Source organism: Parabacteroides sp. AF14-59 (genome assembly GCF_003479515.1).
Lineage (GTDB): Bacteria > Bacteroidota > Bacteroidia > Bacteroidales > Tannerellaceae > Parabacteroides > Parabacteroides faecis.
In genome coordinates this window covers 481,438-505,323 of record NZ_QUHH01000001.1, presented here as the reverse complement: position 1 = coordinate 505,323, position 23,886 = coordinate 481,438, and the positions used below count along the sequence as shown (strand labels likewise).

Annotated in this window: 19 protein-coding genes and 1 tRNA gene; 11 read left to right on the top strand and 9 right to left on the bottom strand. The window is 46.4% G+C overall.

Annotation, left to right across the window (positions count from 1 at the left end; all coding sequences use genetic code 11):
* Positions 1-177 precede the first annotated feature (177 nt).
* Positions 178-1,077 carry a substrate-binding domain-containing protein gene (locus DWW23_RS01985; protein WP_233564239.1) on the top strand — a complete coding sequence of 300 codons (900 nt, stop codon included), beginning with the start codon at positions 178-180 and terminating at the stop codon, positions 1,075-1,077.
* Here DWW23_RS01985 and DWW23_RS01980 read toward each other — a convergent pair.
* From DWW23_RS01980 to DWW23_RS01950, 7 genes are all read right to left on the bottom strand, one after another.
* Positions 1,071-1,559 (bottom strand): HyaD/HybD family hydrogenase maturation endopeptidase, encoded by a 489-nt coding sequence (locus DWW23_RS01980; protein WP_122351597.1) that lies wholly within the window; start codon positions 1,557-1,559, stop codon positions 1,071-1,073. The two genes, DWW23_RS01985 and DWW23_RS01980, sit on opposite strands and share 7 nt — an antisense overlap.
* 89 nt (positions 1,560-1,648) lie before the next feature.
* Entirely contained in the window at positions 1,649-2,389 is a 741-nt protein-coding gene (gene cybH / locus DWW23_RS01975) for a Ni/Fe-hydrogenase, b-type cytochrome subunit (RefSeq protein WP_122351596.1), read from the bottom strand.
* An 11-nt stretch (positions 2,390-2,400) separates the two neighbouring features.
* The gene (locus DWW23_RS01970; RefSeq protein ID WP_122351595.1) at positions 2,401-4,122 is read right to left on the bottom strand and encodes a nickel-dependent hydrogenase large subunit; all 1,722 of its coding nucleotides are present in this window, start codon (positions 4,120-4,122) and stop codon (positions 2,401-2,403) included.
* A 12-nt stretch (positions 4,123-4,134) separates the two neighbouring features.
* Entirely contained in the window at positions 4,135-5,232 is a 1,098-nt protein-coding gene (locus DWW23_RS01965; RefSeq protein ID WP_122351594.1) for a hydrogenase small subunit, read from the bottom strand.
* 26 nt (positions 5,233-5,258) lie between these two features.
* The gene (gene hypE / locus DWW23_RS01960) at positions 5,259-6,305 is read right to left on the bottom strand and encodes a hydrogenase expression/formation protein HypE (RefSeq protein WP_122351593.1); all 1,047 of its coding nucleotides are present in this window, start codon (positions 6,303-6,305) and stop codon (positions 5,259-5,261) included.
* Positions 6,306-6,388: 83 nt separating this feature from the next.
* Positions 6,389-7,468 carry a hydrogenase formation protein HypD gene (hypD, locus tag DWW23_RS01955; RefSeq protein WP_122351592.1) on the bottom strand — a complete coding sequence of 360 codons (1,080 nt, stop codon included), beginning with the start codon at positions 7,466-7,468 and terminating at the stop codon, positions 6,389-6,391.
* Positions 7,465-7,692, bottom strand: coding sequence for a HypC/HybG/HupF family hydrogenase formation chaperone (locus DWW23_RS01950; RefSeq protein WP_122351591.1), 228 nt, complete (start codon positions 7,690-7,692; stop codon positions 7,465-7,467). The genes hypD and DWW23_RS01950 overlap by 4 nt, the downstream gene beginning before the upstream one ends.
* A 179-nt stretch (positions 7,693-7,871) precedes the next feature.
* Between DWW23_RS01950 and hypF the strand changes: the two genes are divergently transcribed.
* The 4 genes from hypF (at position 7,872) to DWW23_RS01930 (ending at position 13,400) form a co-directional block, all read left to right on the top strand.
* A complete protein-coding gene (hypF, locus tag DWW23_RS01945; RefSeq protein ID WP_122351680.1) occupies positions 7,872-10,148 on the top strand; it encodes a carbamoyltransferase HypF in 2,277 nt (758 codons plus the stop codon).
* Positions 10,141-10,482 (top strand): hydrogenase maturation nickel metallochaperone HypA, encoded by a 342-nt coding sequence (locus tag DWW23_RS01940; RefSeq protein ID WP_122351590.1) that lies wholly within the window; start codon positions 10,141-10,143, stop codon positions 10,480-10,482. Before hypF ends, DWW23_RS01940 begins: the two co-directional genes overlap by 8 nt.
* Positions 10,483-10,498: 16 nt before the next feature.
* Positions 10,499-11,260 (top strand): hydrogenase nickel incorporation protein HypB, encoded by a 762-nt coding sequence (gene hypB, locus DWW23_RS01935; protein ID WP_122351589.1) that lies wholly within the window; start codon positions 10,499-10,501, stop codon positions 11,258-11,260.
* Positions 11,261-11,339: 79 nt separating this feature from the next.
* The gene (locus DWW23_RS01930) at positions 11,340-13,400 is read left to right on the top strand and encodes an acetate--CoA ligase family protein (protein WP_122351588.1); all 2,061 of its coding nucleotides are present in this window, start codon (positions 11,340-11,342) and stop codon (positions 13,398-13,400) included.
* Positions 13,401-13,477: 77 nt separating this feature from the next.
* Here the strand turns inward: DWW23_RS01930 and DWW23_RS01925 are convergent, their stop codons facing one another.
* Complete coding sequence (locus DWW23_RS01925; protein WP_122351587.1) at positions 13,478-14,116, bottom strand: recombinase family protein; 639 nt, start codon at positions 14,114-14,116, stop codon at positions 13,478-13,480.
* A gap of 217 nt (positions 14,117-14,333) precedes the next feature.
* Here DWW23_RS01925 and DWW23_RS01920 point away from each other — a divergent pair.
* The 6 genes from DWW23_RS01920 to rho all read left to right on the top strand — a co-directional run bounded on the left by DWW23_RS01920 (position 14,334) and on the right by rho (position 22,481).
* Positions 14,334-14,408: transfer RNA gene (locus tag DWW23_RS01920), tRNA-Pro, on the top strand.
* 796 nt (positions 14,409-15,204) lie between these two features.
* A complete protein-coding gene (gene aspS / locus DWW23_RS01915; protein ID WP_122351586.1) occupies positions 15,205-16,962 on the top strand; it encodes an aspartate--tRNA ligase in 1,758 nt (585 codons plus the stop codon).
* 10 nt (positions 16,963-16,972) lie between these two features.
* Positions 16,973-18,070: a Nif3-like dinuclear metal center hexameric protein gene (locus DWW23_RS01910; RefSeq protein ID WP_122351585.1), complete on the top strand. Its 1,098-nt coding sequence runs from the start codon at positions 16,973-16,975 to the stop codon at positions 18,068-18,070.
* Between the two features lies 1 nt (position 18,071).
* Complete coding sequence (locus tag DWW23_RS01905; RefSeq protein ID WP_122351584.1) at positions 18,072-18,836, top strand: zinc ribbon domain-containing protein; 765 nt, start codon at positions 18,072-18,074, stop codon at positions 18,834-18,836.
* An 80-nt stretch (positions 18,837-18,916) separates the two neighbouring features.
* Entirely contained in the window at positions 18,917-20,257 is a 1,341-nt protein-coding gene (gene tilS, locus DWW23_RS01900; RefSeq protein WP_122351583.1) for a tRNA lysidine(34) synthetase TilS, read from the top strand.
* Positions 20,258-20,444: 187 nt separating this feature from the next.
* Positions 20,445-22,481, top strand: a complete 2,037-nt coding sequence (rho, locus tag DWW23_RS01895) for a transcription termination factor Rho (protein WP_122351679.1) — start codon at positions 20,445-20,447, stop codon at positions 22,479-22,481.
* Between the two features lie 76 nt (positions 22,482-22,557).
* Here the strand turns inward: rho and DWW23_RS01890 are convergent, their stop codons facing one another.
* A complete protein-coding gene (locus DWW23_RS01890; protein ID WP_122351582.1) occupies positions 22,558-23,853 on the bottom strand; it encodes a DEAD/DEAH box helicase in 1,296 nt (431 codons plus the stop codon).
* Positions 23,854-23,886 lie beyond the last annotated feature (33 nt).

Sequence of the window (23,886 nt, the reverse complement as noted above, 5' to 3'; positions counted from 1 at the left end):
TTTTAGGAAATGGCATTGACTTTATATAGTTTCGTTTTCTGTATATGAACCTGAATCATAGTTACCACTAAATATGAATTAAAATTAGCGAACATGAAAACTATTACATTTTCAAATTTGAGCAGATTATCTTTATTAAGGCGATTGTTAACTATTACCAGTGTTATCTTTTCAGTGATGATCTTATTTACAGCTTGCAGCGATGATGACGAGCCGTGTCCTGCACAGCATCCTGAGGTGGCTGTCTGTTTGAAAAGCCAGACAAATAGCTGGCGTACTGCTTTGAGTTACTATGCGACAAACCAGCTCGAAGCGAAGGGGTTGACTTATTCTACCTACGTGGCGAAAGATGCCGAACAGCAAGCTCATCAGATCAAGATGGCTGTGGAATCCGGTTGCCAGGCATTGGTGGTGGTTCCCGAAGGCATCGGTAAAGAGGCACTCGATGCCGCTCTTTCGGCAGGGATTCCGGTTATAATGTTTGAGGATGGAATTATAGACGGATACGCTGCCCTGGTTCAGGGTGATAACGGGGCAGCCGGAAAGAATGCTGCCGATTATATAGCATCGAAAGGAGCTGTGCATGTAGTTGCTTTCAAAGTAACACAAGATCCGGCATCGAGTGATGCCCGTGTCGGTGCATTTACGGAGGAGATGAGATCCAAATCACCTTCTACTCAGGTGACAACGCAATCCCTGTCATTATATACAAGTGCCGATGGTAAGGCTGCGGCTGCCGGTATTTTAGCCAGTGATCCGTCTGTAGATGCCTTTTATGCCCAGGACGATGAAGTGGCGGCTGGTGTGATTGAAGCCATCGGTGAATCTGGCCGTAACGATATCAAAGTAGTTGTCGGTTGCGGCGGATCGCAGACTTTCTTTTCACTGATCCTTTCAACGACGGTCACGGATGTAGCGACGACGCTTTATTCTCCGTCCATGATTACCAAATGTATAGATCTGGCGGATGATATACTGAAAGGTAAGTTACCGGAAGAAAAGCAAATCGTGATGCCTGCAACAGTCGTGAACAAAGAGAATGTCCGGGAATACCAGGATAGTAATTCGCCTTATTGACCTGTATGGTTGTCGATTTGCGCACAGGAGTATTTTTTAATCAGTTCCCGTATCACTTTTATAACTTCCGGAATAGAGGCTTCTACTTCCGGAGTCAGTTCCATATTTACTTCATTCAGATTGGCGGCCGATACGACGATAAGATGGACCTCCGGCAGGTCGCCGGTCAGGATCATTGTTTCGATCATGTCGCGGAGACCGATTTCATGTGCACTCATCAAGGGGGGATAATCGCTGGCGTATTTCGGACGGATGAGGCGGACTGTTCCCGGTGGATGAGTGTCGAGGGTAGCGTCGACCATGATGATATGGTCATACCCCGTCAGCCAGCTGATCAAATGCAAGCCTCCCGTCCCGCCATCCATCAGGGTGACATGGGCGGGAAGCGTTTCTTTTTCCAGGGCACGGATCACGTGGATACCGACCCCTTCGTCTTTCAGCAATAAATTGCCGACACCTAATATAAGAGTTTTCTTTTCCATTCTATAGTTCTTTTCCTTGTAGGATATATTACAGCCTGAGATATGGGCGGATAAGGAGCAAGCGTACACTCGTATGTCCGTCTGCAATATCAGTCATTTTTTTTAGCTATCTTGGTGATTGCTTCGGCAGTCTCCGTTATTTCTTCCTTATCGGCGATATCTTCTTCAATAAACTTCCAGCCACCGATGATCGAGGATGTTTCACCGCGTTGTTCGATGTAATCGTGGTAGAATACCAGATATACATGGACAATAGCAAAGAGGATAAAGAACCACATCAGGAAATGGTGGATCTGGCGTGCCATCAAATCGCCGCCCATCAACGGGATGGTCCAGGCAAACAGTTGGGGGAAGACCGACTGGCTCATTTTGGCATACAATCCGAAACCTGTAATACTTTGCAACAAGAATGCCCAGAATGTACCGAAGTAGATCAGGCTTGCCAGCGCATTATGGCCGATACTTTCTACCGGTTTGTTCTTTATCATCAGGATGTCGACCTTTATTACTTCCAGTACTTCCTGCCACTGTGATTTCTTTAATGGAATGAAGTTTGTCCACCGTGCAAAGCGGTTTCCCACGAATCCCCAGTACAGGCGGAACACAAAGTTGAAGAAGAACACGAAAGCCGCTACAAAATGGATGAAACGGACTACGCCGAACCAATAGCTGAAATAGGCTTCCGAAGCGTTCAGTATGGCTGGCGGATCGGCAATAATGAATCCGGTGATGCACAGTATGACGATACACAAGGCATTCACCCAATGGTAGATACGTACGGGAAGTTCCCATACGTATACTTCAGTAAGACGTTTTTTACGACTTTTCATAGCAATACTATTTAAAACGTATCCATTTGGTGCACATACTTCCCTTCCTCGTCATACAGATGCACGGCGCAAGCCAGGCACGGGTCGAAGGAATGGATTGTCCGAAGGATTTCGAGCGGCTGGTTGGCATCGTGTATCGGTGTGCCGATCAGGGCCGATTCATAGGGCGAAAGGTTGCCGTTTTCATCCCTGGGCGAGGCATTCCAGGTGGTAGGAACTACCATCTGGTAGTTTTTCACCCGGTTGTTCTCTATCACGATGAAGTGAGCTAGGGCACCGCGCGGAGCTTCTGTCAGTCCTACGCCTTGCGCCTTCTTCGGCCAGTTCTCGTTTTCCCACATCACCGGATTAGCCATACGCGAATCTCCGTTCTCCAGGTTCTTCATCAACTGGTCGAAGAATTCGAGCGACCAACCGGCAACAAGCTGTGTCTCGATACCACGGGCGGCCGTGCGTCCCAGTGTGGAGAAGAGAGCTTCAGCCGGGAGATTAAGCTGTCTCAAAACATTGTCGACAGCTGTTTTCTGTGGTTCTTTGCCTGCTGCGTATGCTACGATCAGACGGGCAAGAGGACCTACTTCCATCGGCTGGCCTTTCCAGCGCGGCGTTTTGATCCAGCTATATTTATCTTCTACGTCCAGGTGTTTATAAGGAGGTTTCGGACCGGTGTATTCCAGATTTGTTTCTCCATCGTACGGATGCAAACCGGCTTTGTCGCCTTCTGTATATTTATACCAGGAATGATAGATATATTCTTTTATCTCTTCCGAAGAGTTGGCGTCTACCGGATGGACCTTGCTCAGGTCACGATCGAGTACGATACCCCGCGGGCTCAGATAATCCTCTATACCGGCATATCCGTGCAACGGGAAATCTCCATAAGACAGATAGTTGCTAACGCCGCCTCCGATTTTGCTCCATTCGTCTTTGTAGACTTCGGCGATCATCAGCAGGTCAGGGATATATACCTGGTCGATAAAGTCTTTCCCTTCCTGAAGTTTCTGTTTAACCAGCGCCAGGCGTTCGGCGTTGATCGCATTCGCTTCGTTGAGGTCGATGCTGCACGGCATACCGCCCACCAGGAAGTTCGGGTGCGGGTTTTTACCACCGAATACGGCATGTACTTTAACGATTTCCTTTTGCCATTCCAGTGCATCCAGGTAATGGACGGTTGCGATAAGGTTCTGTTCCGGCGTCAGTTTATAGGCAGGATGGCCCCAATAGCCGTTGGCAAAGATACCGAGCTGTCCGCTGGCTACGAATTTCTTCAGGCGTTCCTGGGTATTTCTGAAATAGCCTTCCGTGTTTTTAGCCCACGGCGATAGTTGCTGGGCGAGGAGGGCGGCAGCTTTCGGGTCAGCTTTCAGGGCCGATACGATATCTACCCAGTCCAGTGCATGCAACTGGTAGAAGTGGACCGTATGGTCGTGCATGTAAAGCACTGCTTCCATAATATTGCGAACCATTTCCGCGTTAGGAGGGATGGTGATATCCAACGCCTGTTCCACCGCTCGGACAGAACAGAGCGAATGAATGGAGGTACATACGCCGCAGACGCGTCCGACGAATACCCAGGCATCGCGGGGATCGCGGTTACGGACTATATTTTCAATTCCCCGAACCATTGTTCCGGAACTGTATGCGTCTTTGATTTTGCCGCCTTCTATGGCTGCTTCTACCCGGAGATGGCCTTCGATACGGGTGATAGGGTCTATAACGATTCTTTCTGACATGGTATTGTAAATTTAGATGTTAGACGTACTTTCCGGTTCCTCATTATCGATGAGTTTCTTTTTACGGATATTGGTTGCTACGGCGTGGACGGCTATACCGGCGGCTGTGGCTGTTCCCAGGGCGAGGCCGATTTGGTCGGCTGTCGCTTCAATTCCGAAACCGTGGACGTCGGGCATTCGTTTATAGAACGGACTGTTGTCCCAAAAGTTTTCTTCGCTGCAACCCAGGCAGGGGTGACCGCTCTGGATCGGGTAGCTGGTTCCTTCATTCCATTTGATGATCCCGCACGAATTGTAAGTGCTGGGTCCTTTGCAGCCGACTTTGTAGAGGCAGTATCCATGTTTGGCATTTTCATCGTCGAAGCTTTCCACGAAAAGACCGGCATCGAAGTTGGCACGGCGGTAACAGGAGTCGTGTACACGGCGGGAATAAAACATCTTGGGACGTCCCAGACCGTCGAGTTGCGGCATACGTTCGAATGTCAGCATATAGATGATGACACCGGCCATCACATCTGCGATAGGAGGACAGCCTTGTACATTAATAATAGGTTTACCCTTGATTACTTTATGGATCGCTTTGGCCCCTGTCGGGTTCGGGTTGGCTGCCTGTACGCAACCGGCGCATGCACAGTTACCCCAGGCGATGATCGCTTTTGCGCCTTTGGCAGCCTCTTCGGTGATCTGCAAAGCACTTTTGCCGCCTACGCAGCAATAACCTTCGTCTTTTGTCGGGATCGATCCTTCGATCATAAGCAAGTATTCACCGTAATACTTTTTCATCGTCTCTTCCTTAGCTGCTTCAGCCTGTTCACCGGCTGCAGCCATCAACGTTTCCGTATAGTCGAGTGAAATCTTGTCGAGTAGAAGTGTTGCCACGATCGGATGCGCAGCACGGATGAACGATTCAGTACAGCAGGTACATTCCTGGAGGTGAAGCCAGATAACCGGCAGGCGCGGTTTGGTTTCCAGTGCATTGACAACCTGGGCCACACCGGAGGATTCCAGTCCCATAAGGGCCGCCATGGTGGTACAGAATTTCAGGAAATCCCTTCGAGAGATGCCTTTTTGCCGGCATTCTTCGTAGACGGTAGGTCTTTTATTTTCCATATTTTCGCAATTTATTGGTTTTCTTTTCAGCAAATACGTGGTAGCTGTTCACCGCTCAGCATATCGACGATCCGGTAGTTGCCGTACGGTGTTTTCATTTTTACGATTGCATTATCCTCTCCGGTTATACGGCCGATGACCGTTGCATTCTTTCCTTCCGGAAAGCTTTTCATCACAGCGAGAGCCTCTTGTGACCGGGTTTCCGGCAGGATAACCAGCACCAATCCTTCGTTGGCAATATAAAGCGGGTCGAGTCCCAGTATTTCAGAAGCACCTTTCACGGCATCGGGGATGGGGAGGGATGCTTCATCCAAAACAATTTCAACACGGGCTGCTTTCGCTATCTCGTTCAGTGTTCCGCTTACTCCGCCGCGTGTCGGGTCACGAAGCACATGTACTTCCTCTATATTTTTTAACAACTGAGAAAGCATATTGTTTAACGAAACTGTATCACTTTTCAGATTTGTTTCAAAACCGAGGCTTTCGCGGGCGGAAAGGATCGTGATGCCGTGCGCTCCGATCGGACCGCTACAGATGACGACATCTCCGGGTCGTACACGGTCGGGAGCGATACGGATGCCTTCCGGCACGACTCCGATACCGCTGGTATTGATGAACAGTTTGTCGCATTTGCCGCGTTCCACCACTTTGGTATCGCCGGCAACGATCTGTACTCCGGCTTTATCGGCAGCTTTCCGCATGGAGCGGACGATGCGTTGCAGGTCGGATAATGGCAAACCTTCTTCCAGTATGAACCCGGCTGTCAGGTAAAGTGGCCGGGCACCGCAACATGCCAGATCGTTTACCGTACCGTTCACTGCCAGGTCGCCGATATCGCCGCCGGGAAAGAATATCGGATCGACAACAAATGAGTCGGTCGAGTAGGCCATACGTCCTTCCTGAACGGGGAACACGCAACCGTCATGATCCTGTTCCAGTAACGGATTGCGGAATGCCGGATAGAAAATATCGCTTATCAACCGATGTGTCATCCGTCCGCCTCCGCCATGTGCCATTAATACACAGTCGGAGTCATTAAATGGAACCGGACAATTAAAATCTTCGTTCTTCATATCTTTATAGTTGATAGTTGACAGTTGGCAAGTGACAGTTTAGGCTTCGCGTCTGAAACCTGTCAACTGTCACTTGTCAACTGTCAACTATATTTATAGTATGCCGCGCAAACCCCTTCCGAAGAAACCATCGGTGCTCCCATCGGGCGTTCCGGCGAACAGGCTTTTCCGAAGAAAGGACAGTCGGATGGTTGGCTCACGCCCCTCATGATGTTTCCGGCAATACATTCGGATGAAATTTCAGTTTCTCTCGGAAGGAATGGAAATTTCTCCCGGGAGGAATAGATTGCATACGTTTTCTTCAATTGTAAACCGCTACCGGGAATTACGCCGATTCCGCGCCATTCCTGATCGCATGGTTCAAGTGTCTCGTCCATCAATGCGCGAGCAGCCGGATTACCCTCTTCCGGCACGGCACGGCGGTAAGCATTTTCAACAAAATAGCTTCCGTTCTCCAGTTGCAGCAGGCAACGGTAAACCCCCAGCAGTAGGTCGACCGGCTCAAAACCGGTGACAACCATCGGTGTCTTATATTTTTCTGCTAATTGATGATAGGCTGAATTTCCGGTGATAGCACAAACATGACCGGCTGTCAGGAATCCGTCTACTTTACTTTCCGGATCGGAAAGGATCGCATCTATTGCGGGCGGAACGGTGAATAGCGAAGTCAGTAAAGAGAAGTTGGATAATTTCTTCCGTTGCGCTTCCTTCAATGCCATCATATGTACCGGCGCTGTCGTTTCAAAGCCTATAGCGAAGAAAACGACTTCCTTTCCCGGATTAGTCTCCGCCAGCCTGACCGCATCGAGTGGTGAGTAAAGCATACGAACATCTGCTCCGTGTGCTTTTACCTGCAACAGATCTTCACGGGTTCCCGGTACACGCATCATGTCTCCGAACGAAGCCAGTATGACATCGGGGCGTTTGGCTAATTCCAGAGCCTGGTCTATCAGAGTAACCGGCGTGACACAGACCGGACAACCGGGGCCATGAAGCAGGCGGACCTGTTCCGGCAACATCTCTTCCAAACGGTAACGGGCGATGGCATGCGTCTGTCCGCCGCATATTTCCATGATATGCCACGTCTGGGTTGTCGCCTTACGGATGGCCCGGACAAGCGCCTGCACCTGCTCGTTGTTGCGATATTCGTCAACGTATTTCATATACGCTCCAGTTTTTTGAGGTCTTCCAGCGTCTCTTCAGCTTCCCGGGCATTGACGACAGAGATTGCCATCCCGGCATGCGCCAGTATATAATCGCCTTCCGCCGCATCCACCCATTGGATACAAATATCCTTCGTGACGCCGCTGAAATCGACCTTAGCCATTGCCAGGTCGGGCACAGACCGGTCTATACTTATTATTTTACCAGGAACAGCAAGACACATAAGCTTATTTGTTTTTTATTAACAACTCCAAAAGTAGCCAATATGTTCGGGAAAAGATGTGTTAAATGATACATATTATCTATTAAGTGATAAATAAAAATTATCAGCTTTGTCGAGGGTATGGTTTGTTTATTCTGGTTAAACCTTCTATATTTGTTCGGATCGTAAAACAAGGAAGGGTGAAGATATCGAAATTGATAATCCGTGGATTGGTGCAAGGGGTTGGCTTTCGTCCGTTTATCTATCGTATTGCAAACGAGATGGGGATAAGAGGGGAAGTAGACAACCGGAATAACGGTGTTTGCATTCATGCTGTTCTGACACCGGAGCAACAGGAGACGTTTATTTCCCGGATCAGAGAAGAGCATCCTCCGGTAGCTTTTATCCATAGCATACAAATCTCGGAAACGGAGCATGAAGATATCGGACAGGCCGGTTTTACCATTATTCCAAGCCGTTCCGATTCGGAAGAAGTAACACAGGTAGCACCTGATATTGCCGTTTGTCCCGAATGTCTTCGCGACAGAAAGATACAACCGCATCGTCTGCGGTACCCTTTTATTAACTGTACGCATTGCGGTCCGCGTTTTTCCATCATTCGTGATCTTCCTTACGACCGGCAGCAGACAACGATGTCTGCCTTTGCCATGTGTCCGGATTGCCGGAAGGAATATACGACAGTCAGCGACCGCCGTTTTCATGCACAACCTGTGGCCTGTAATCATTGCGGGCCTTTTTATTATGCTATATATAATAATGTAGAGACGGAAGACTATAATGAGTTGCTCGATCTGTCCGTTCGCCTGCTTAGTGAAGGAGAAGTGATCGCAGCAAAAGGTATCGGTGGTTACCATTTGATATGTGATGCCCTGAACGACCGGGCCGTAACCCGTTTACGGATGATAAAACAGCGTGACGGTAAACCTTTTGCCGTTATGTTCCGTGATATGGAACAGTTGAAACAATATGTAGAAGTAAATCCGGTCGAAGAAGATTGCCTGCTTTCCTGGCGGCGTCCGATCGTATTGCTGAAACAAAAGAGAAGGCTTGCTGCCGATATAAACCCTGATATGCAAACGTTAGGCTGCATGCTGCCTTATATGCCCCTGCATTACGATTGGTTTGCTGTCCTCGACACTCCGGCTTTGGTGATGACCAGTGGAAACCTGAGTGATCGGCCGATTGCCATAACGCCTGCTGAGGCAGAGGAACAACTATCCGGTAAAGTCGCCCTGTTACTTCATCACAACAGGGATATTCATAACCGGGTGGACGACTCGGTTCTTCAGGTTTGCGGTGACCAGCCTTGTCTGATCCGTCGTTCGCGGGGTTATGTGCCGGAGCCTTTCTTTGCAGATATTCCGGTAGAAGGAATATGGGCTTTTGGTGCGGAAAAGGTAAACACATTTGCTTTGGGGAAAGGGGATACGGTTTTGCAAAGCCAATATATCGGTGATTTGAAGAACTGGGAAACATTCAGTTTTTATACAGAATCGCTGGAACGTTTCCGGCATCTTTTTCGCTTTACCCCCTCTGTGCTTGTATGTGACATGCATCCTGATTATTTATCATCCCGGGAGGCGGAGCGTGTAGCTGCATGTTCCGGCTTGCCGTTGCTGAAAGTACAGCACCATCATGCCCATGCTGCGGCTTGTATGCTGGAATATGGCTTACATGAAAAAGTCGTTGCTGTCGTCTTGGATGGGACCGGTCTGGGGGATGACGGGAAAGTGTGGGGAGGCGAGTTTTTCCTCTGTGACCGGAAGGTGTATCACCGCCTGTCACATTTCGAATATGTCCCTTTGCCCGGTGGTGATAAAGCAGCTGTAGAACCCTGGCGGATGGCCGTTGCTTATTTATGGCATTACTGGGGAGATGCCGCCCGTTTTCCGGAAGGGTTTACTGAACGGATAGGTGCAGATAAGATCCGGTTGCTGGTAACCATGATGGAAAAGGGTATCAATACGCCTTATACATCGGGTGCCGGCCGGTTATTTGACGCTGTCGCCTCTTTGCTTGGGCTTTGTGACGTGTCGACGCATCAGGCTGAGGCTCCCGTGCGGTTGGAACAAGCGGCAGGAAGTGAACAGTCGGCGCAGTATCCGGTTATAATAAAAGAAGGGGTTGTCTCTTTCCGCCCTATGTTTGAAGGATTGCTGAACGATCTGGCTTCCGGAGTCTCTGTCGCTGATATAGCGGCAAAATTCCATAATGCAATAGCGTTTCTTCTGCTGGCAGAAGCTAAACGTTATCTGCAGCAGACCGGGGCGACCCGGGTGGTTATCTCCGGCGGCTGTTTTCAAAACAAACGGTTGACGGAACAGTTGCAACGCTTATTTGCGGATGAGGATATTTCATTGTATGTCCCGGGCCGTATACCTTGTAATGATGGGGGAGTCGCAGTCGGTCAGCTGGCCATTGCTGCTTCCCGGAAAAATAGTACTGATTATGCATGAAATGTCTATTGCTCAAAGTATAGTCGAACTGGCGGAAGAGCAGGCGCGCAGCCGTCATTCGGAAGCAGTCGAAGAACTGGAACTGGAAATCGGGCGTCTGGCCGGTGTGGAATTACATACGCTTGACTTCGCCCTTGAAAGTGCGGTGAAAGGTTCCATGCTCGAACATGCTTCGATCGTTCGTCATATTATTGACGGTGAGGGAACCTGTATGGATTGCGGACAGCTCTTTCCAATGGAGGCTTTATTCACGCCTTGTCCGGCATGCGGTTCTTATTGTGTTAAAATCATTAAAGGAAAAGAACTTCGTGTGAAATCGATTGTTATTAAATAATAAATACAAAACGCTTATGTGTGGAACTTGCGGGTGTGGAGAACACCATCATCACGAACATGACCATCACGACCATCATCATGATCATGGCCATGAACATCATCATCACCACCATGATGAGGATAAGGTAATAACACTCGAACAGGATATTCTCCAGCGAAACAATCTGCTGGCAGAACGTAACCGAGGTTATTTTGAAGCAAAAGAAATATTCTGCCTGAACCTGATGAGCTCGCCCGGTTCCGGAAAGACGACATTGTTGGAAGAGACCGTCCGCCGTTTGAATGGTAAACTTCCGTTGTATGTTATCGAAGGTGACCAGCAGACCTCCAATGATGCAGATCGTATTGCCGCTCTGAATATCCCAGTTTTCCAGGTAAATACCGGAACAGGCTGCCATCTGGAGGCTGATATGGTAAATCATGCGGTGAAACATCTTTCTCCGGCAAACGGTTCGATCTTGTTTATTGAGAATGTCGGCAATCTGGTTTGCCCTGCCATGTTCGATCTCGGTGAAGCGAAGAAAGTGGTTATTGTAAGTACGACCGAAGGGGATGACAAACCTTTGAAATACCCGCATATCTTTGCAGAAGCAGATGTCTGTGTGATCAACAAGACAGACCTTGCACCCTATCTCAATACAGATATAGAGACATTGAAAAATAATGCTTTAAAGGTGAATCACCATTTAGCAGTTTTTGAAGTATCGGCTATGAAAGGCGACGGTATGGATGCCTGGTGTGACTGGTTGTGTCTGGAATGTGCAAAATGTAAATAAATAACCCGGAATCCGATGAATAAATAGATGAAAAAAGCTATATTTGTTCCGGCTCATTGAATTAAATAATCAAAATGTTATGATTAACCGAGAATTAATCGACCCGAAGAGCATAGTCGTTGTAGGCGGCTCAAATAATGTACACAAGCCGGGTGGGCGTTTGGTACGAAACCTCCTCGATGGTAAATATAAAGGAGAGTTGTATGTCGTGAATGCCAAGGAAGACGACGTGCAAGGTCTGAAATCGTATCATTCCGTACACGATATACCGGATACGGAAATGGCTATTATATCAATTCCCGGTCCTTCATGTCCTGAAGCTGTCGATGTATTGGCAAAACAGAAGAATGTAAAAGCCTTTATTGTAGTCTCTGCCGGATTCGGAGAGGAGACTCACGAAGGAGCCATTCTGGAAAATCAGATGCTCGAAAGTGTGAATGAAGCGGGAGCATCCATGATCGGTCCGAACTGTATCGGGCTGATGAATATGAATTTCCATGGCGTATTTACGCAACCTATACCCGAATTTCATCCGGACGGAGTGGATTTTATCTCCAGTTCAGGCGGTACGGCGCTTTTCATTATCGAATCGGCGTTGACTAAAGGCTTGCGCTTCTCGTCTGTCTGGTCTGTCGGCAACTCCAAACAGATCGGAGTGGAGGAGGTGATCGAATATATGGACCGTCATTTTGATCCTGTACTCGACTCAAAAATAAAAATGCTGTATATCGAGCAGATCAAGAATCCCGATAAACTGCTTTATCATGCTTCTTCATTGATTCGTAAAGGATGCCATATTGCAGCGATCAAGGCAGGAAGTACAGAGTCCGGCAAACGTGCGGCCTCTTCGCATACCGGTGCGATTGCCAGCTCTGATTCGGCAGTTGAGGCTTTGTTCCGTAAGGCGGGCATCGTACGTTGTTTTAGCCGTGAAGAACTGACGACTGTTGCCAGTATCTTTACCCTGAAGGATGTAAAAGGAAAGAACTGTGCTATCATCACACATGCCGGAGGTCCGGCGGTTATGTTGGCCGATGCGCTTTCCAAAGGCCGTCTGAATGTTCCGAACCTGGAAGGGCCTGTTGCTACCGAACTGAAATCTAAATTATATCCGGGGGCTGCAGTGGGCAACCCGATCGATATTATCGGAACGGGAACACCGGAACATCTGGCTACCGCGATCGATTATTGCGAAAATCATTTTGAAGAAATCGACCTGATGATGGTCATCTTCGGAAGTCCGGGACTGGTGAAATTGTATGACGCTTATGAAGTGCTTCATAAGAAGATGGAAGAATGTAAAAAACCGATCTTCCCGGTGCTCCCCTCTATTGTGACAGCCGGACCGGAGGTTCGCAGTTTTGTTAAAAAAGGCCATGTGAATTTCTCTGATGAAGTGACGCTGGGAACAGCCCTTTCACGTGTGATCAATACGCCGAAGCCGATGAGTACCGATATACAACTGTATGGGGTTAATGTGCCTGAGGTACGCCGCATCATCGACCAGCTTCCTTCAAACGGATATTTGGCTCCCGAGCAGGTTCGTACTTTACTGGGTGCTGCCAATATTCCGCTTGTGGATGAATTTACATCGACCGACAAAGACGAGTTGATCGCTTTTGCCAAACGGGTAAAATTCCCCGTAGTTGCCAAAGTCGTAGGTCCTGTACATAAAAGTGATATTGGAGGAGTAGCCCTGAATATTCGTAGCGAAGAACATCTGTTGTTCGAGTTTGAACGTATGATGCGTTTGCCGGATGTGACGGCCGTTATGGTGCAGCCCATGCTGAAAGGGCAGGAGTTGTTCCTGGGGGCTAAATATGAGGAAGGTTTCGGCCATGTCATCCTGTGTGGACTGGGAGGAATTTTTGTCGAAGTATTGAAAGATGTCTCTTATGGCCTGTCTCCGTTATCATATGATGAAACCTATTCCATGATCCGCTCTTTGCGCGGTTATCCGATTATTAAGGGAACGCGTGGTCAAAAAGGTATCGATGAACAACAATATGCTGATATCATCGTCCGCCTTTCCACTTTGCTCCGTTTTGCATCCGAGATAAAAGAAATGGATATTAATCCGCTGGTAGCAACCGACCGGGGATTGTTTGCGGTAGATGCCCGCATCAGGATAGAGAAATAAAAACTGACAAATAAAAAAAAGGGGAATTGAAAACATAAGCCTGTCGATTTGTTTCAATTCCCCTTAATATATGGTCTCTATTCTGCCTGTTTTCTTCCTCTTCTTTTTCGTCCGGGAAGTGAAGGTGAAATATTGTCTCTGACAAACTTTTTAAAGCTACTCAGCGATACCTGGTAAAATTCGGCCAGTTCGGCATAAGTCGCATTATCTTCGTTGAGTTCTTTTTCGATCTGTTCTTTTTGTGAGAGCAGGTGATCCATTTTGGGTGTTCCTTTCGGCCGCCCGAGTACTTTACCCCGGCTTCTGGTTATCTCTAACGATTCTTTTGTTCGGGTCGAGATTAGTTTACTTTCTATTTCCGAAACGAGCCCAAAAGTAAATGCTAATGTTTTGCTGTCGACATTATTTTCAAAAGTATAGCCTTCCTTAAGACAATGAAGGGTTACTTTTTTCTCAATACATAATAAGATCAAATGCATAATTTCCATCAACCTTCGGCTCAGGCGCGTAACATCGGCTACAATCAGTGTGTCGCCAGCGTTCATATTCTTGATTATATCTTCAAGCCTGTTCTTGTGTCGTGAGGAGGTTGTACGGGTATCTTTATGCCATTTGTCGATAATTATGTTATTGTTCGCGGCAAACTGTTCAATCGCATTTTTTTGATTGTCACTTTGTTGCTTGTTTGAATATGTTCGTGTATAGGCAATTATCATACTGTTTTCAATGTTGATACGTTTATATTATAACATATTGGTTTGCAATATGTTCATGTTCGATTCTTCTTCTTTCTGCTGCTTTTTCCTCCTTTCCTTTAAATCATGTAAATAAACAGATGCGAAAATAATCAATTAAAAAAGAACACGAAATATTTGGAAGATAAAAATAAATGCTTACCTTTGCACCGCAATCAACAATAAAGGGGTTGTAAAACGGGGTGTAGCGCAGTCCGGTTAGCGCACCTGCTTTGGGAGCAGGGGGTCCCAGGTTCGAATCCTGGTACCCCGACAGAGAAAGAGAATCAACGGTTTAGTTGGTTCTCTTTTTTATTTTTAAATCTCTATAATATATCTTATCCGGAAGTTCTCTTTCCCTGATTAGTTTTTTGAAAATAAACTATCATACTCTCATTTTTCTTTTGTGTGGATTGAAAGTCAATGCATATATCTATGATAGTTGCTTGAAATAACTATCATGGCAACTATCATAATCCTCATTTAACTGTCATATCTACCCGTTTATCAAAAAAATAAGGTACCTGAAAGTGTAGCCGGTGGGTTGTTTTATATTAAACAGGTATCTTTTTTTAGTGATGTAATAGGATTTTTTGCGAAGAGTAAGCGGATTATTTCTCCGAGACCCTCATTTGAATGCTTTTTACACCCGGGTTTGAACGGTGCCGAGACCCGGGTGTAAAGGGTTGACAGACCCGGGTCTCAATGGAAATAAGTCGTTATGTTATTGAAAATAAACAATATACTACGTGATAAAATCCAGGTGTATTTATGATAGTATGATAGTTGTATTGATCCGTATCATCTTAACTATCATGCTGTCGTAGTGCTGAATATTAATAGATAAGGTGTGTGTTATGATAGTATGACAGTTGTTTTGCATTAAATAATCGTAAGTATCTTTGGTCCGGTTGTCCTGTTTTTCTTTTAATTTCAATGAAATTATTACAGTTAATGAATATAGTATTATCTTTGCAAACCGGCTGCGCGTAGAGTACAATAGTATTTTACAGATGCATTGTATGTGTACTTTTGATTCATGGAATTAAAACAAATAAATCTTATTTAAGATGTATAGAACAAGAACATGTGGAAACTTGCGCCTGGCAGACGAAGGTCTGGTGGTTACTTTAGCCGGATGGGTGCAGAGAACTCGTAAGATGGGCGGTATGACATTTGTCGATCTCCGCGACCGTTATGGTATAACCCAGTTGGTATTCAATCAGGAAGTGGATGCAGATCTTTGCGAAAAGGCAAATAAACTGGGACGTGAATATGTTATTCAGGTAACAGGTACGGTTAGAGAACGCTCCAGCAAGAATAAAAATATCCCGACAGGAGATATCGAGTTGATCGTTTCGGAAATGAATATATTGAATGCGGCTGTTACTCCTCCTTTCACGATTGAAGACGAAACGGACGGAGGCGATGACCTGCGTATGAAATACCGTTATCTGGATTTGCGTCGTAATGCTGTTCGCAAGAATCTCGAATTGCGTCACCGCATGGCTTTTGAAGTTCGTAACTATCTGGATAAACAGGGATTCCTTGAAGTGGAAACTCCGGTTCTGGTAAATTCTACTCCCGAAGGTGCACGCGATTTTGTGGTTCCTTCACGTATGAATCCGGGACAGTTCTATGCATTGCCACAGTCTCCGCAGACCTTGAAACAGTTGCTGATGGTGTCTGGTTTCGACCGTTATTTCCAGATCGTTAAATGTTTCCGTGACGAAGACCTGCGTGCCGACCGTCAGCCGGAATTTACACAGATCGACTGTGAAATGAGTTTCGTTGAGCAGGAAGATGTCTTGAATATCTTCGAAGGAATGGCGAAACATCTGTTCAACGTAATTCGTGGTGTTGAGATTAAAGAACCGTTCCAGCGTATGACCTGGCACGATGCAATGAAATATTACGGAAGCGATAAACCCGATTTGCGTTTCGGTATGAAGTTTGTCGAACTGATGGATATCATGAAAGGTCATGGTTTCTCGGTATTCGACGATGCAGCTTATATCGGCGGTATCTGCGCCGAAGGGGCAGCAACTTATACACGTAAGCAATTGGATGCGCTGACCGAGTTTGTAAAACGTCCGCAGGTGGGAGCAAAGGGCATGGTTTATGCCCGTGTGGAAGCCGACGGTAACGTAAAATCGAGTGTAGACAAATTCTATACACAGGAAACGTTGCAGCAGATGAAAGATGCCTTCGGTGCAAAACCGGGCGATCTGATCCTGATCCTTTCCGGTGATAATGCAATGAAGACACGCAAACAACTTTGCGAATTACGTCTTGAAGTGGCAAGCCAGTTAGGATTGCGCGACAAGAATAAGTTTGCCTGCCTGTGGGTTGTAGACTTTCCGTTGTTTGAGTGGAGTGAAGAAGATCAGCGTTTTTATGCGATGCACCACCCGTTTACTTCTCCGAAGCCCGAGGATATTCCGCTGTTGGATAGTGATACAGGTGCTGTACGTGCCAATGCTTACGATATGGTTATCAATGGTGTTGAAGTGGGTGGAGGTTCTATCCGTATCCATGACAGCAAATTGCAGGATAAGATGTTCCAGTTGCTGGGATTCACCGAAGAGAGAGCACAGTCTCAGTTCGGCTTCCTGATGAATGCTTTCAAATATGGTGCACCCCCTCACGGAGGTCTGGCTTATGGTCTCGACCGTTGGGTGTCTTTGTTTGCCGGTCTCGATTCGATTCGCGATTGCATCGCCTTCCCGAAGAACAACTCCGGTCGCGATGTCATGCTCGATGCTCCGTCGGTTATCGACGATTCGCAATTGGATGAGCTGTGCCTGAAAGTAGACGTAAAAGAATAATTTATTGCTTATGATACGGATAAAGGATGTACTGAAAGAATTAGAGCAATACGCTCCGTTGCCATTGCAGGAAAGCTTTGACAATGCAGGTGTACAGGTTGGAGATGTAAACCAGCTTGCCACCGGTGCGCTTCTTTGCCTCGATGTCACTGAAGAGGTGGTGGATGAGGCGATAGAACTGGGGTGTAATCTGATTATTTCTCATCATCCTTTAGCCTTTAAAGCGTTCAAATCGTTGACCGGTTCGACTTATATCGAGCGTTGTATGATGAAGGCATGCAAGTATGACCTGGTGGTCTACGCTGCCCATACGAATCTCGATAATGCTGCTGGTGGTGTGAACTTTCGTCTGGCCGAACTGATCGGTTTGGAAAACGTGCGTGTGTTGAGTCCGCAGAAAGGCGCTTTGTTGAAACTGGTTACATTCGTGCCTGAAGCTTATGCCGAACTGGTGCGAACCACATTGTTCAACGCAGGTGCCGGAACTGTCGGGGCTTATGATTCGTGCAGTTTTAACCTGACAGGGAGCGGAACTTTCCGTGCAGGAGAAGGTACAAATCCGTTTTGCGGTGAAGTAGGGGAGTTGCATGTTGAACGCGAAATCCGTATCGAAACGATATTGCCTGCTTTCCGTAAGCCTACGATAACACGCGCTTTGCTTTCCGTTCATCCGTATGAGGAGCCGGTATTCGATTTTTACCCTTTAAACAATACGTGGGAACAGGTCGGTTCGGGCGTAGTGGGCGAGTTGCCGGAAGAAGAGGATGAACTGGCCTTTCTGCAACGGATAAAAGACCTGTTTCAGGTCGGTTGCGTAAAGCATTCCGCCTTCACCGGCAAGCCGATACGTGAAGTAGCGTTGTGTGGTGGCAGCGGCGCGTTCCTTGTGAAAGATGCGATTGCGTACGGTGCCGACGTGTTCATTACAGGAGAGGCTAAATACAATGACTTTTATGATGTGGAGGATCGTATTCTGTTGGCTGTAATAGGCCACTATGAATCCGAAGTATGTACAAAAGACATCTTTTATAACATAATATCGAAAAAATTCCCTACCTTTGCCGTACATTTTTCGAATGTTAATTCAAACCCGGTAAAATATTTATAGAATGGCTACAGATAAACAATCAGCTGAAAAAGAGTATACAGTTGAAGAAAAGCTTTCTACGCTCTATCAACTTCAGACGATGATGACTGAAATTGATAAGATCAAAACGCTTCGTGGAGAGCTTCCCCTGGAAGTTCAGGACCTGGAAGATGAGATTGCAGGATTGGAAACCCGTCTTCAGAACTATCAGTCGGAGATCCAGGATTATGAGAATGCTGTTGTTGAACAGAAACACAGAATTACAGAATCTACCGGACTGATCGAGAGATATAAATCGCAACTGGATAACGTGCGCAATAACCGTGAATTTGATAACTTGTCGAAGGAAATCGAATTCCAGGGACTTGAGATCGAATTTTCTGAAAAGAAGATACGTGAATTCGGTGAGTCGATTAACCATAAGAAAGAAGAGATTGCCCAGCTTTCTGAAAGACTGGACGGCCGTAAAGCTGACCTGGTTCAGAAGAAGAGCGAACTGGAAGAGATTATTTCCGAAACCAAGCAGGAAGAAGAAAGATTACGCGAAAAGGCTAAAAAGTTGGAGACAACGATCGAGCCTCGTTTGCTTACTGCTTTCAAACGTATCCGTAAGGGTGCACGCAATGGTTTGGCTGTTGTTTATATCCAGCGTGATGCCTGCGGTGGTTGCTTCAATAAGATCCCGCCCCAGAAACAGATGGATATCAAGTTGCGTAAGAAAGTGATTGTTTGCGAATATTGCGGACGTATCATGATCGACCCGGAACTGGCAGGTGTGGAAGAATAAAAACTGATACAGTGGATAAAAGCTTATGGCTTTAGCTGAATTATAATATGTTTGGCTAAAGCCATAATTTTATACGGCAGATGAGGAATATTGTTCGTGCATATATCGAAAAACAGCAGTTGTTGTCGGGGGACAAGCCTGTGCTGGTCGGGTTGAGTGGAGGAGCTGATTCGGTTGCTTTGCTTGCTTTGCTCGTACAGCTGGATTATCCCTGTATGGCTCTGCATTGTAATTTCCATTTGCGTGGCGATGAGTCTGTCAGAGATGAACAGTTTGCCGAAGATATGGCCTGCAGGCTGCAGGTGCCTTTTCATAAAATAGATTTTGATACCGTTGCTTATGCGGCAGAGCACCATCTTTCTATCGAGATGGCAGCCCGTGAACTCCGTTACAGCTGGTTTGAAGAGATGCGGCAACGTTTGGGTGCACAGGCTATCGCTGTGGCCCATCATCGCGACGATAGCGTGGAAACTGTATTGATGAACCTGGTGCGGGGGACAGGGATTCGGGGACTGGGTGGTATTCGTCCGAAAAACGGCCATGTGGTGCGTCCGCTGCTGACGGTCAGCCGTAGTGAGATACTGGACTGGCTGGAAGAACAGCAATTGCCGTATGTTACCGACAGCACAAACCTCTCGGATGCTTATACACGTAATTTTATTCGTCTTCGTGTACTTCCTTTGCTGGAAGAATTGAATCCTTCCGTCAAATCGGCTATAGCGCGCACTGCCGACCATTTGGCAGAAACCGAAACCATCTACCTGCATGAGGTGGAAAAAGCCCGTAGAGAACTGCTGAAAGAGGGAAACCGTATCCCGATTGCCCGCTTGCTCCGATATCCTTCTCCTGCAACGATTTTATATGAGTTGTTGAAGCCTTATGGTTTTTCCCGCCAGGTAGCCGATGATGTATTCCGTTCATTGGAGAGAGAGTCGGGTAAAATGTTTTATTCTCCCGGATTTTGTTTATTGAAAGATCGTGAGTATTTGCTGTTGGAGCCCAAAGATCAGGGGGAGACTATGGAATATGCGTTTACGGCAGAAGATATTATGGAAGATATCTGGCACGGTCCGATTGAACTTTCTTTCTTTAAATCTGTTATTACTACTGACTTCAGTATCCGGAAAGATAAGCATATCGCTTATTTCGATTACGACAAACTCTCTTTTCCCCTGACATTACGTAAATGGAAAGAAGGAGACTGGTTCATTCCTTTTGGGATGAAAGGCCGTAAGAAACTGAGTGATTATTTTTCCGATCATAAATTCAGCCGTATGGATAAGGAGCGGACGTGGCTCCTTTGTAGCGGCGAAAACATTATCTGGATTGTAGGAGAGCGCTCCGATAACCGCTTTTGTCTCGACAAAACGACTAAGAGTGTGCTAATTGTGAATTTTTTTTCGACAAAAATGACAGAATAACTAAAAATGTTTTTACATTTGCACTGATTTACTCCGCAGATGTGTTACTAATGATTCAAATTAGCTAGACAATCCGGTTTTTACATTGAAATTTTTATTATCAAAAACTATTAAGATACAATGATAGCGGTAAGCACGTGTTGTACAATCTTTCATCGTGTGCCGTTTTTATTACTCACTTCTCAATATGCAGAAATATAACATTCTAGAACTAAATGAAAAACTCCTTCCTGAATTGCAGAGTATAGCGGAAGAGTTGGGAATTAAGAAGATAAGTTCTTTGAAAAAAGAAGAACTTGTTTATCGTATTCTTGATGAACAGGCTATCTCTTATGCAGGTTTACAGGCAGAAAAGGAGAAAGAAAAAGAAGCTAAGAAAGCTGAAAAGCAGACGAAAGCGAAGAAACCTTCTAAAACGGCTGCTGCAAAAGCTCCGAAAGCCGAAAGCAAACCTAAAGCTGCAAAGTCCGAAACGGCTGCGGTTGTAGCTCCTGAAGCCACAGAGCCGGTTGAAGAAAAGAAAGTAGCGGTTGTTGCAGAAAAGAAAGCAGCGGTTGTTGCGGAAAAGAAGGAACAACCCGAGCGTAAGAAAAGAGTACGCATTGAAAAGAAAGAAAAAGTGGCAGGTGCAGCTGTTCCGGCTAATCAGACAGATGAGGTGAAGGTTACTAAGACTCCTCAAACTGTCTCTACGGAAGTAGTTGTGGAAAAGCCTTTATTACCACCGGTTGTGGTTGAAGGTGCTCCGGAGGAATTGCCGGTAGTAGAAGCCGCTCCTGAAGTTCCGGCAGTACCGGTACAGGAAGCCCCTGAAGTCCCGGCAGTTGAAACCCCGGCAGCAAACGAACCCAAGAGAGTTGTATTCAGACATCCTGACACCAAGTCGGTGCTCGATCAACTTTTCCCGTTCTCTCCTTCGTCGGCCAAACCGGAAAAAGCTGCTCCGCAACAGCCTGAACAGCAGAATGCTCCTCAGCCGCAGCAAGCACAGCCGCAGCAAAACGCTCCTCGTCAGAATAATAACAGACAGAACAATCAGAATAACCACAATAATCAGCGCAACAATAACGCATCGCAGGAAAAACAGTACGAGTTCGATGGAATTCTGATCGGTACGGGCGTTTTGGAAATGATGCAGGATGGTTATGGTTTTCTGCGTTCTTCGGATTATAACTACCTGACTTCTCCGGATGATATATATGTTTCACAATCGCAGATCAAATTGTTTGGTCTGAAGACCGGTGATGTGGTGGAAGGTGCTATCCGTCCTCCGAAGGAAGGTGAAAAATATTTCCCGCTGGTAAAAGTCGATAAGATCAATGGCCGTTCGCCGGAAGATGTGCGCGACCGTGTTCCTTTCGATCATCTGACACCGCTTTTCCCGGATGAAAAGTTTATGCTGACGGCTCGTAAAGCTCCGAAAGTATATGATAATATAGCTGTTCGTGTAGTCGATCTGTTCTCTCCGATCGGTAAAGGTCAGCGTGGTCTGATCGTGGCACAGCCTAAGACCGGTAAGACTATGTTGCTGAAAGATATCGCTAATGCAATTGCAGCGAACCATCCGGAGGTATATATGATCATCCTGTTGATCGATGAGCGTCCGGAAGAAGTAACCGATATGGCTCGTAGTGTAGATGCGGAAGTGATCGCTTCTACTTTCGATGAACCGGCAGAACGTCATGTGAAGATTGCCGAGATCGTATTGAACAAGGCTAAACGTATGGTAGAATGCGGCCATGATGTTGTTATCCTTCTGGATTCTATCACTCGTCTGGCACGTGCTTACAATACAGTTCAGCCTGCTTCCGGTAAGGTTCTTTCCGGAGGTGTGGATGCGAACGCGCTGCAGAAGCCGAAACGTTTCTTCGGTGCTGCCCGTAACATTGAGAATGGCGGTAGCCTGACGATCCTGGCAACAGCATTGACAGAAACCGGTTCAAAAATGGACGACGTGATCTTTGAAGAGTTTAAAGGTACAGGTAATATGGAGTTACAGTTGGATCGTAAGTTGTCTAACAAACGTATTTATCCGGCTGTCGATATCACAGCTTCAAGTACTCGCCGCGATGATCTGTTGCAGGATGAAAGTACATTGAACCGTATGTGGATACTTCGTAAATATCTGTCGGATATGAACTCGATCGAAGCGATGGAGTTTGTGAAGAAACGTATGGAACAAACTTATGATAATATGGAATTCCTGGCTTCCATGAACGGATAATTTAAAACAGAAACATATAAAAAAGGGATGCATATTAAATGCATCCCTTTTTGTTTACCTGTATTTTGATTTTCTTTCAGGATTCTTTTTTAGGTCTTCCGCGGCGGTTTCCGTTATTGGGTTTTCCTCCCGGACGGTTTCCCTGATTTCTTCCTCCACCGTTGTTACCTTCTTTACGTGGACGTCCGCGTCCGCGACGCATATTTCCATATTTCTCAGGCTCGTACAAGGGTGTTTCGCCAAACTTCGGATCGATAGGGATTTTGTAAACCTCTTTTTCCAGGAAGTTTTCGATGCGTTTGAACTGTGCCTGTTCTTCTATACTGATAAATGTGATAGCTAATCCTTCGCCGCCGGTACCGCGTGCAGTACGACCAATGCGGTGTACGTAATCTTCCGGATCGTGAGGTATATCATAATTGACTACCAGTTTGATGTCATTGATATCGATACCGCGTGAAACAACATCGGTAGCGACCAGTATGTCGATGTGTCCGTTTTTAAATTCTTTCATCACCTCTTCGCGCTGAGACTGTTCCAGGTCGGAGTGCATGGCAGCTACATTGAACTTCATCCGTTTCAGGGTAGAGGCAAGCTCTTTCACTTTCATTTTGGAGGAAGAGAAAATAATGACACGCTGCGGACGGCTTTGCTGGAACAGATCTTCAAGTATCTTTAGTTTTTGAGGATCGTAGCAAATATAAGCCGTTTGCATGATTGTTTCCGGTGGACGTGAGATGGCGATTTTAACTTCTTCGGGGTTTTTCAGAATTGTTTTTGCTAATGTTCTGATTTTGGGAGGCATGGTGGCGGAGAACATAATAGTCTGACACGTAGGAGGCAGTTGTTTATATACCTGCATAATGTCGTCGTAAAATCCCATATCCAACATGCGGTCGGCTTCATCGAGCACGAAATAGGAAACCTGTGAAAGGTCTACAGTCCCCAGTTTCAGGTGCGATAATAAACGTCCCGGAGTGGCGATAACAATATCGGCACCCATTTCCATACCTCGTTTTTGTTGTTCCCAGGCTACCCCGTCAGTTCCGCCGTATACGGCCACAGCCGATACCGGAACGAAATAAGTGAATCCTTCTATCTGCTGGTCTATCTGTTGGGCCAGCTCACGGGTTGGTGCCATAATAACGGCATTAACGGCATTGTCAGGATGATTTCCCTTACTTAATTCATTGATCAGAGGCAGTACATATGCCGCCGTCTTTCCTGTGCCGGTTTGTGCACAGGCGATAATATCCTTCCCTTCTAATATTACCGGAATCGTTAATTCCTGTACAGGTGTCGTTTCCTGAAAATTCATAGCATCGAGTCCGTCTAATACGGCCTCTTCCAAATCCAATTCGTCAAATCTCATCTTCTATCATTAAATTCACCGTAAAGGTAAATA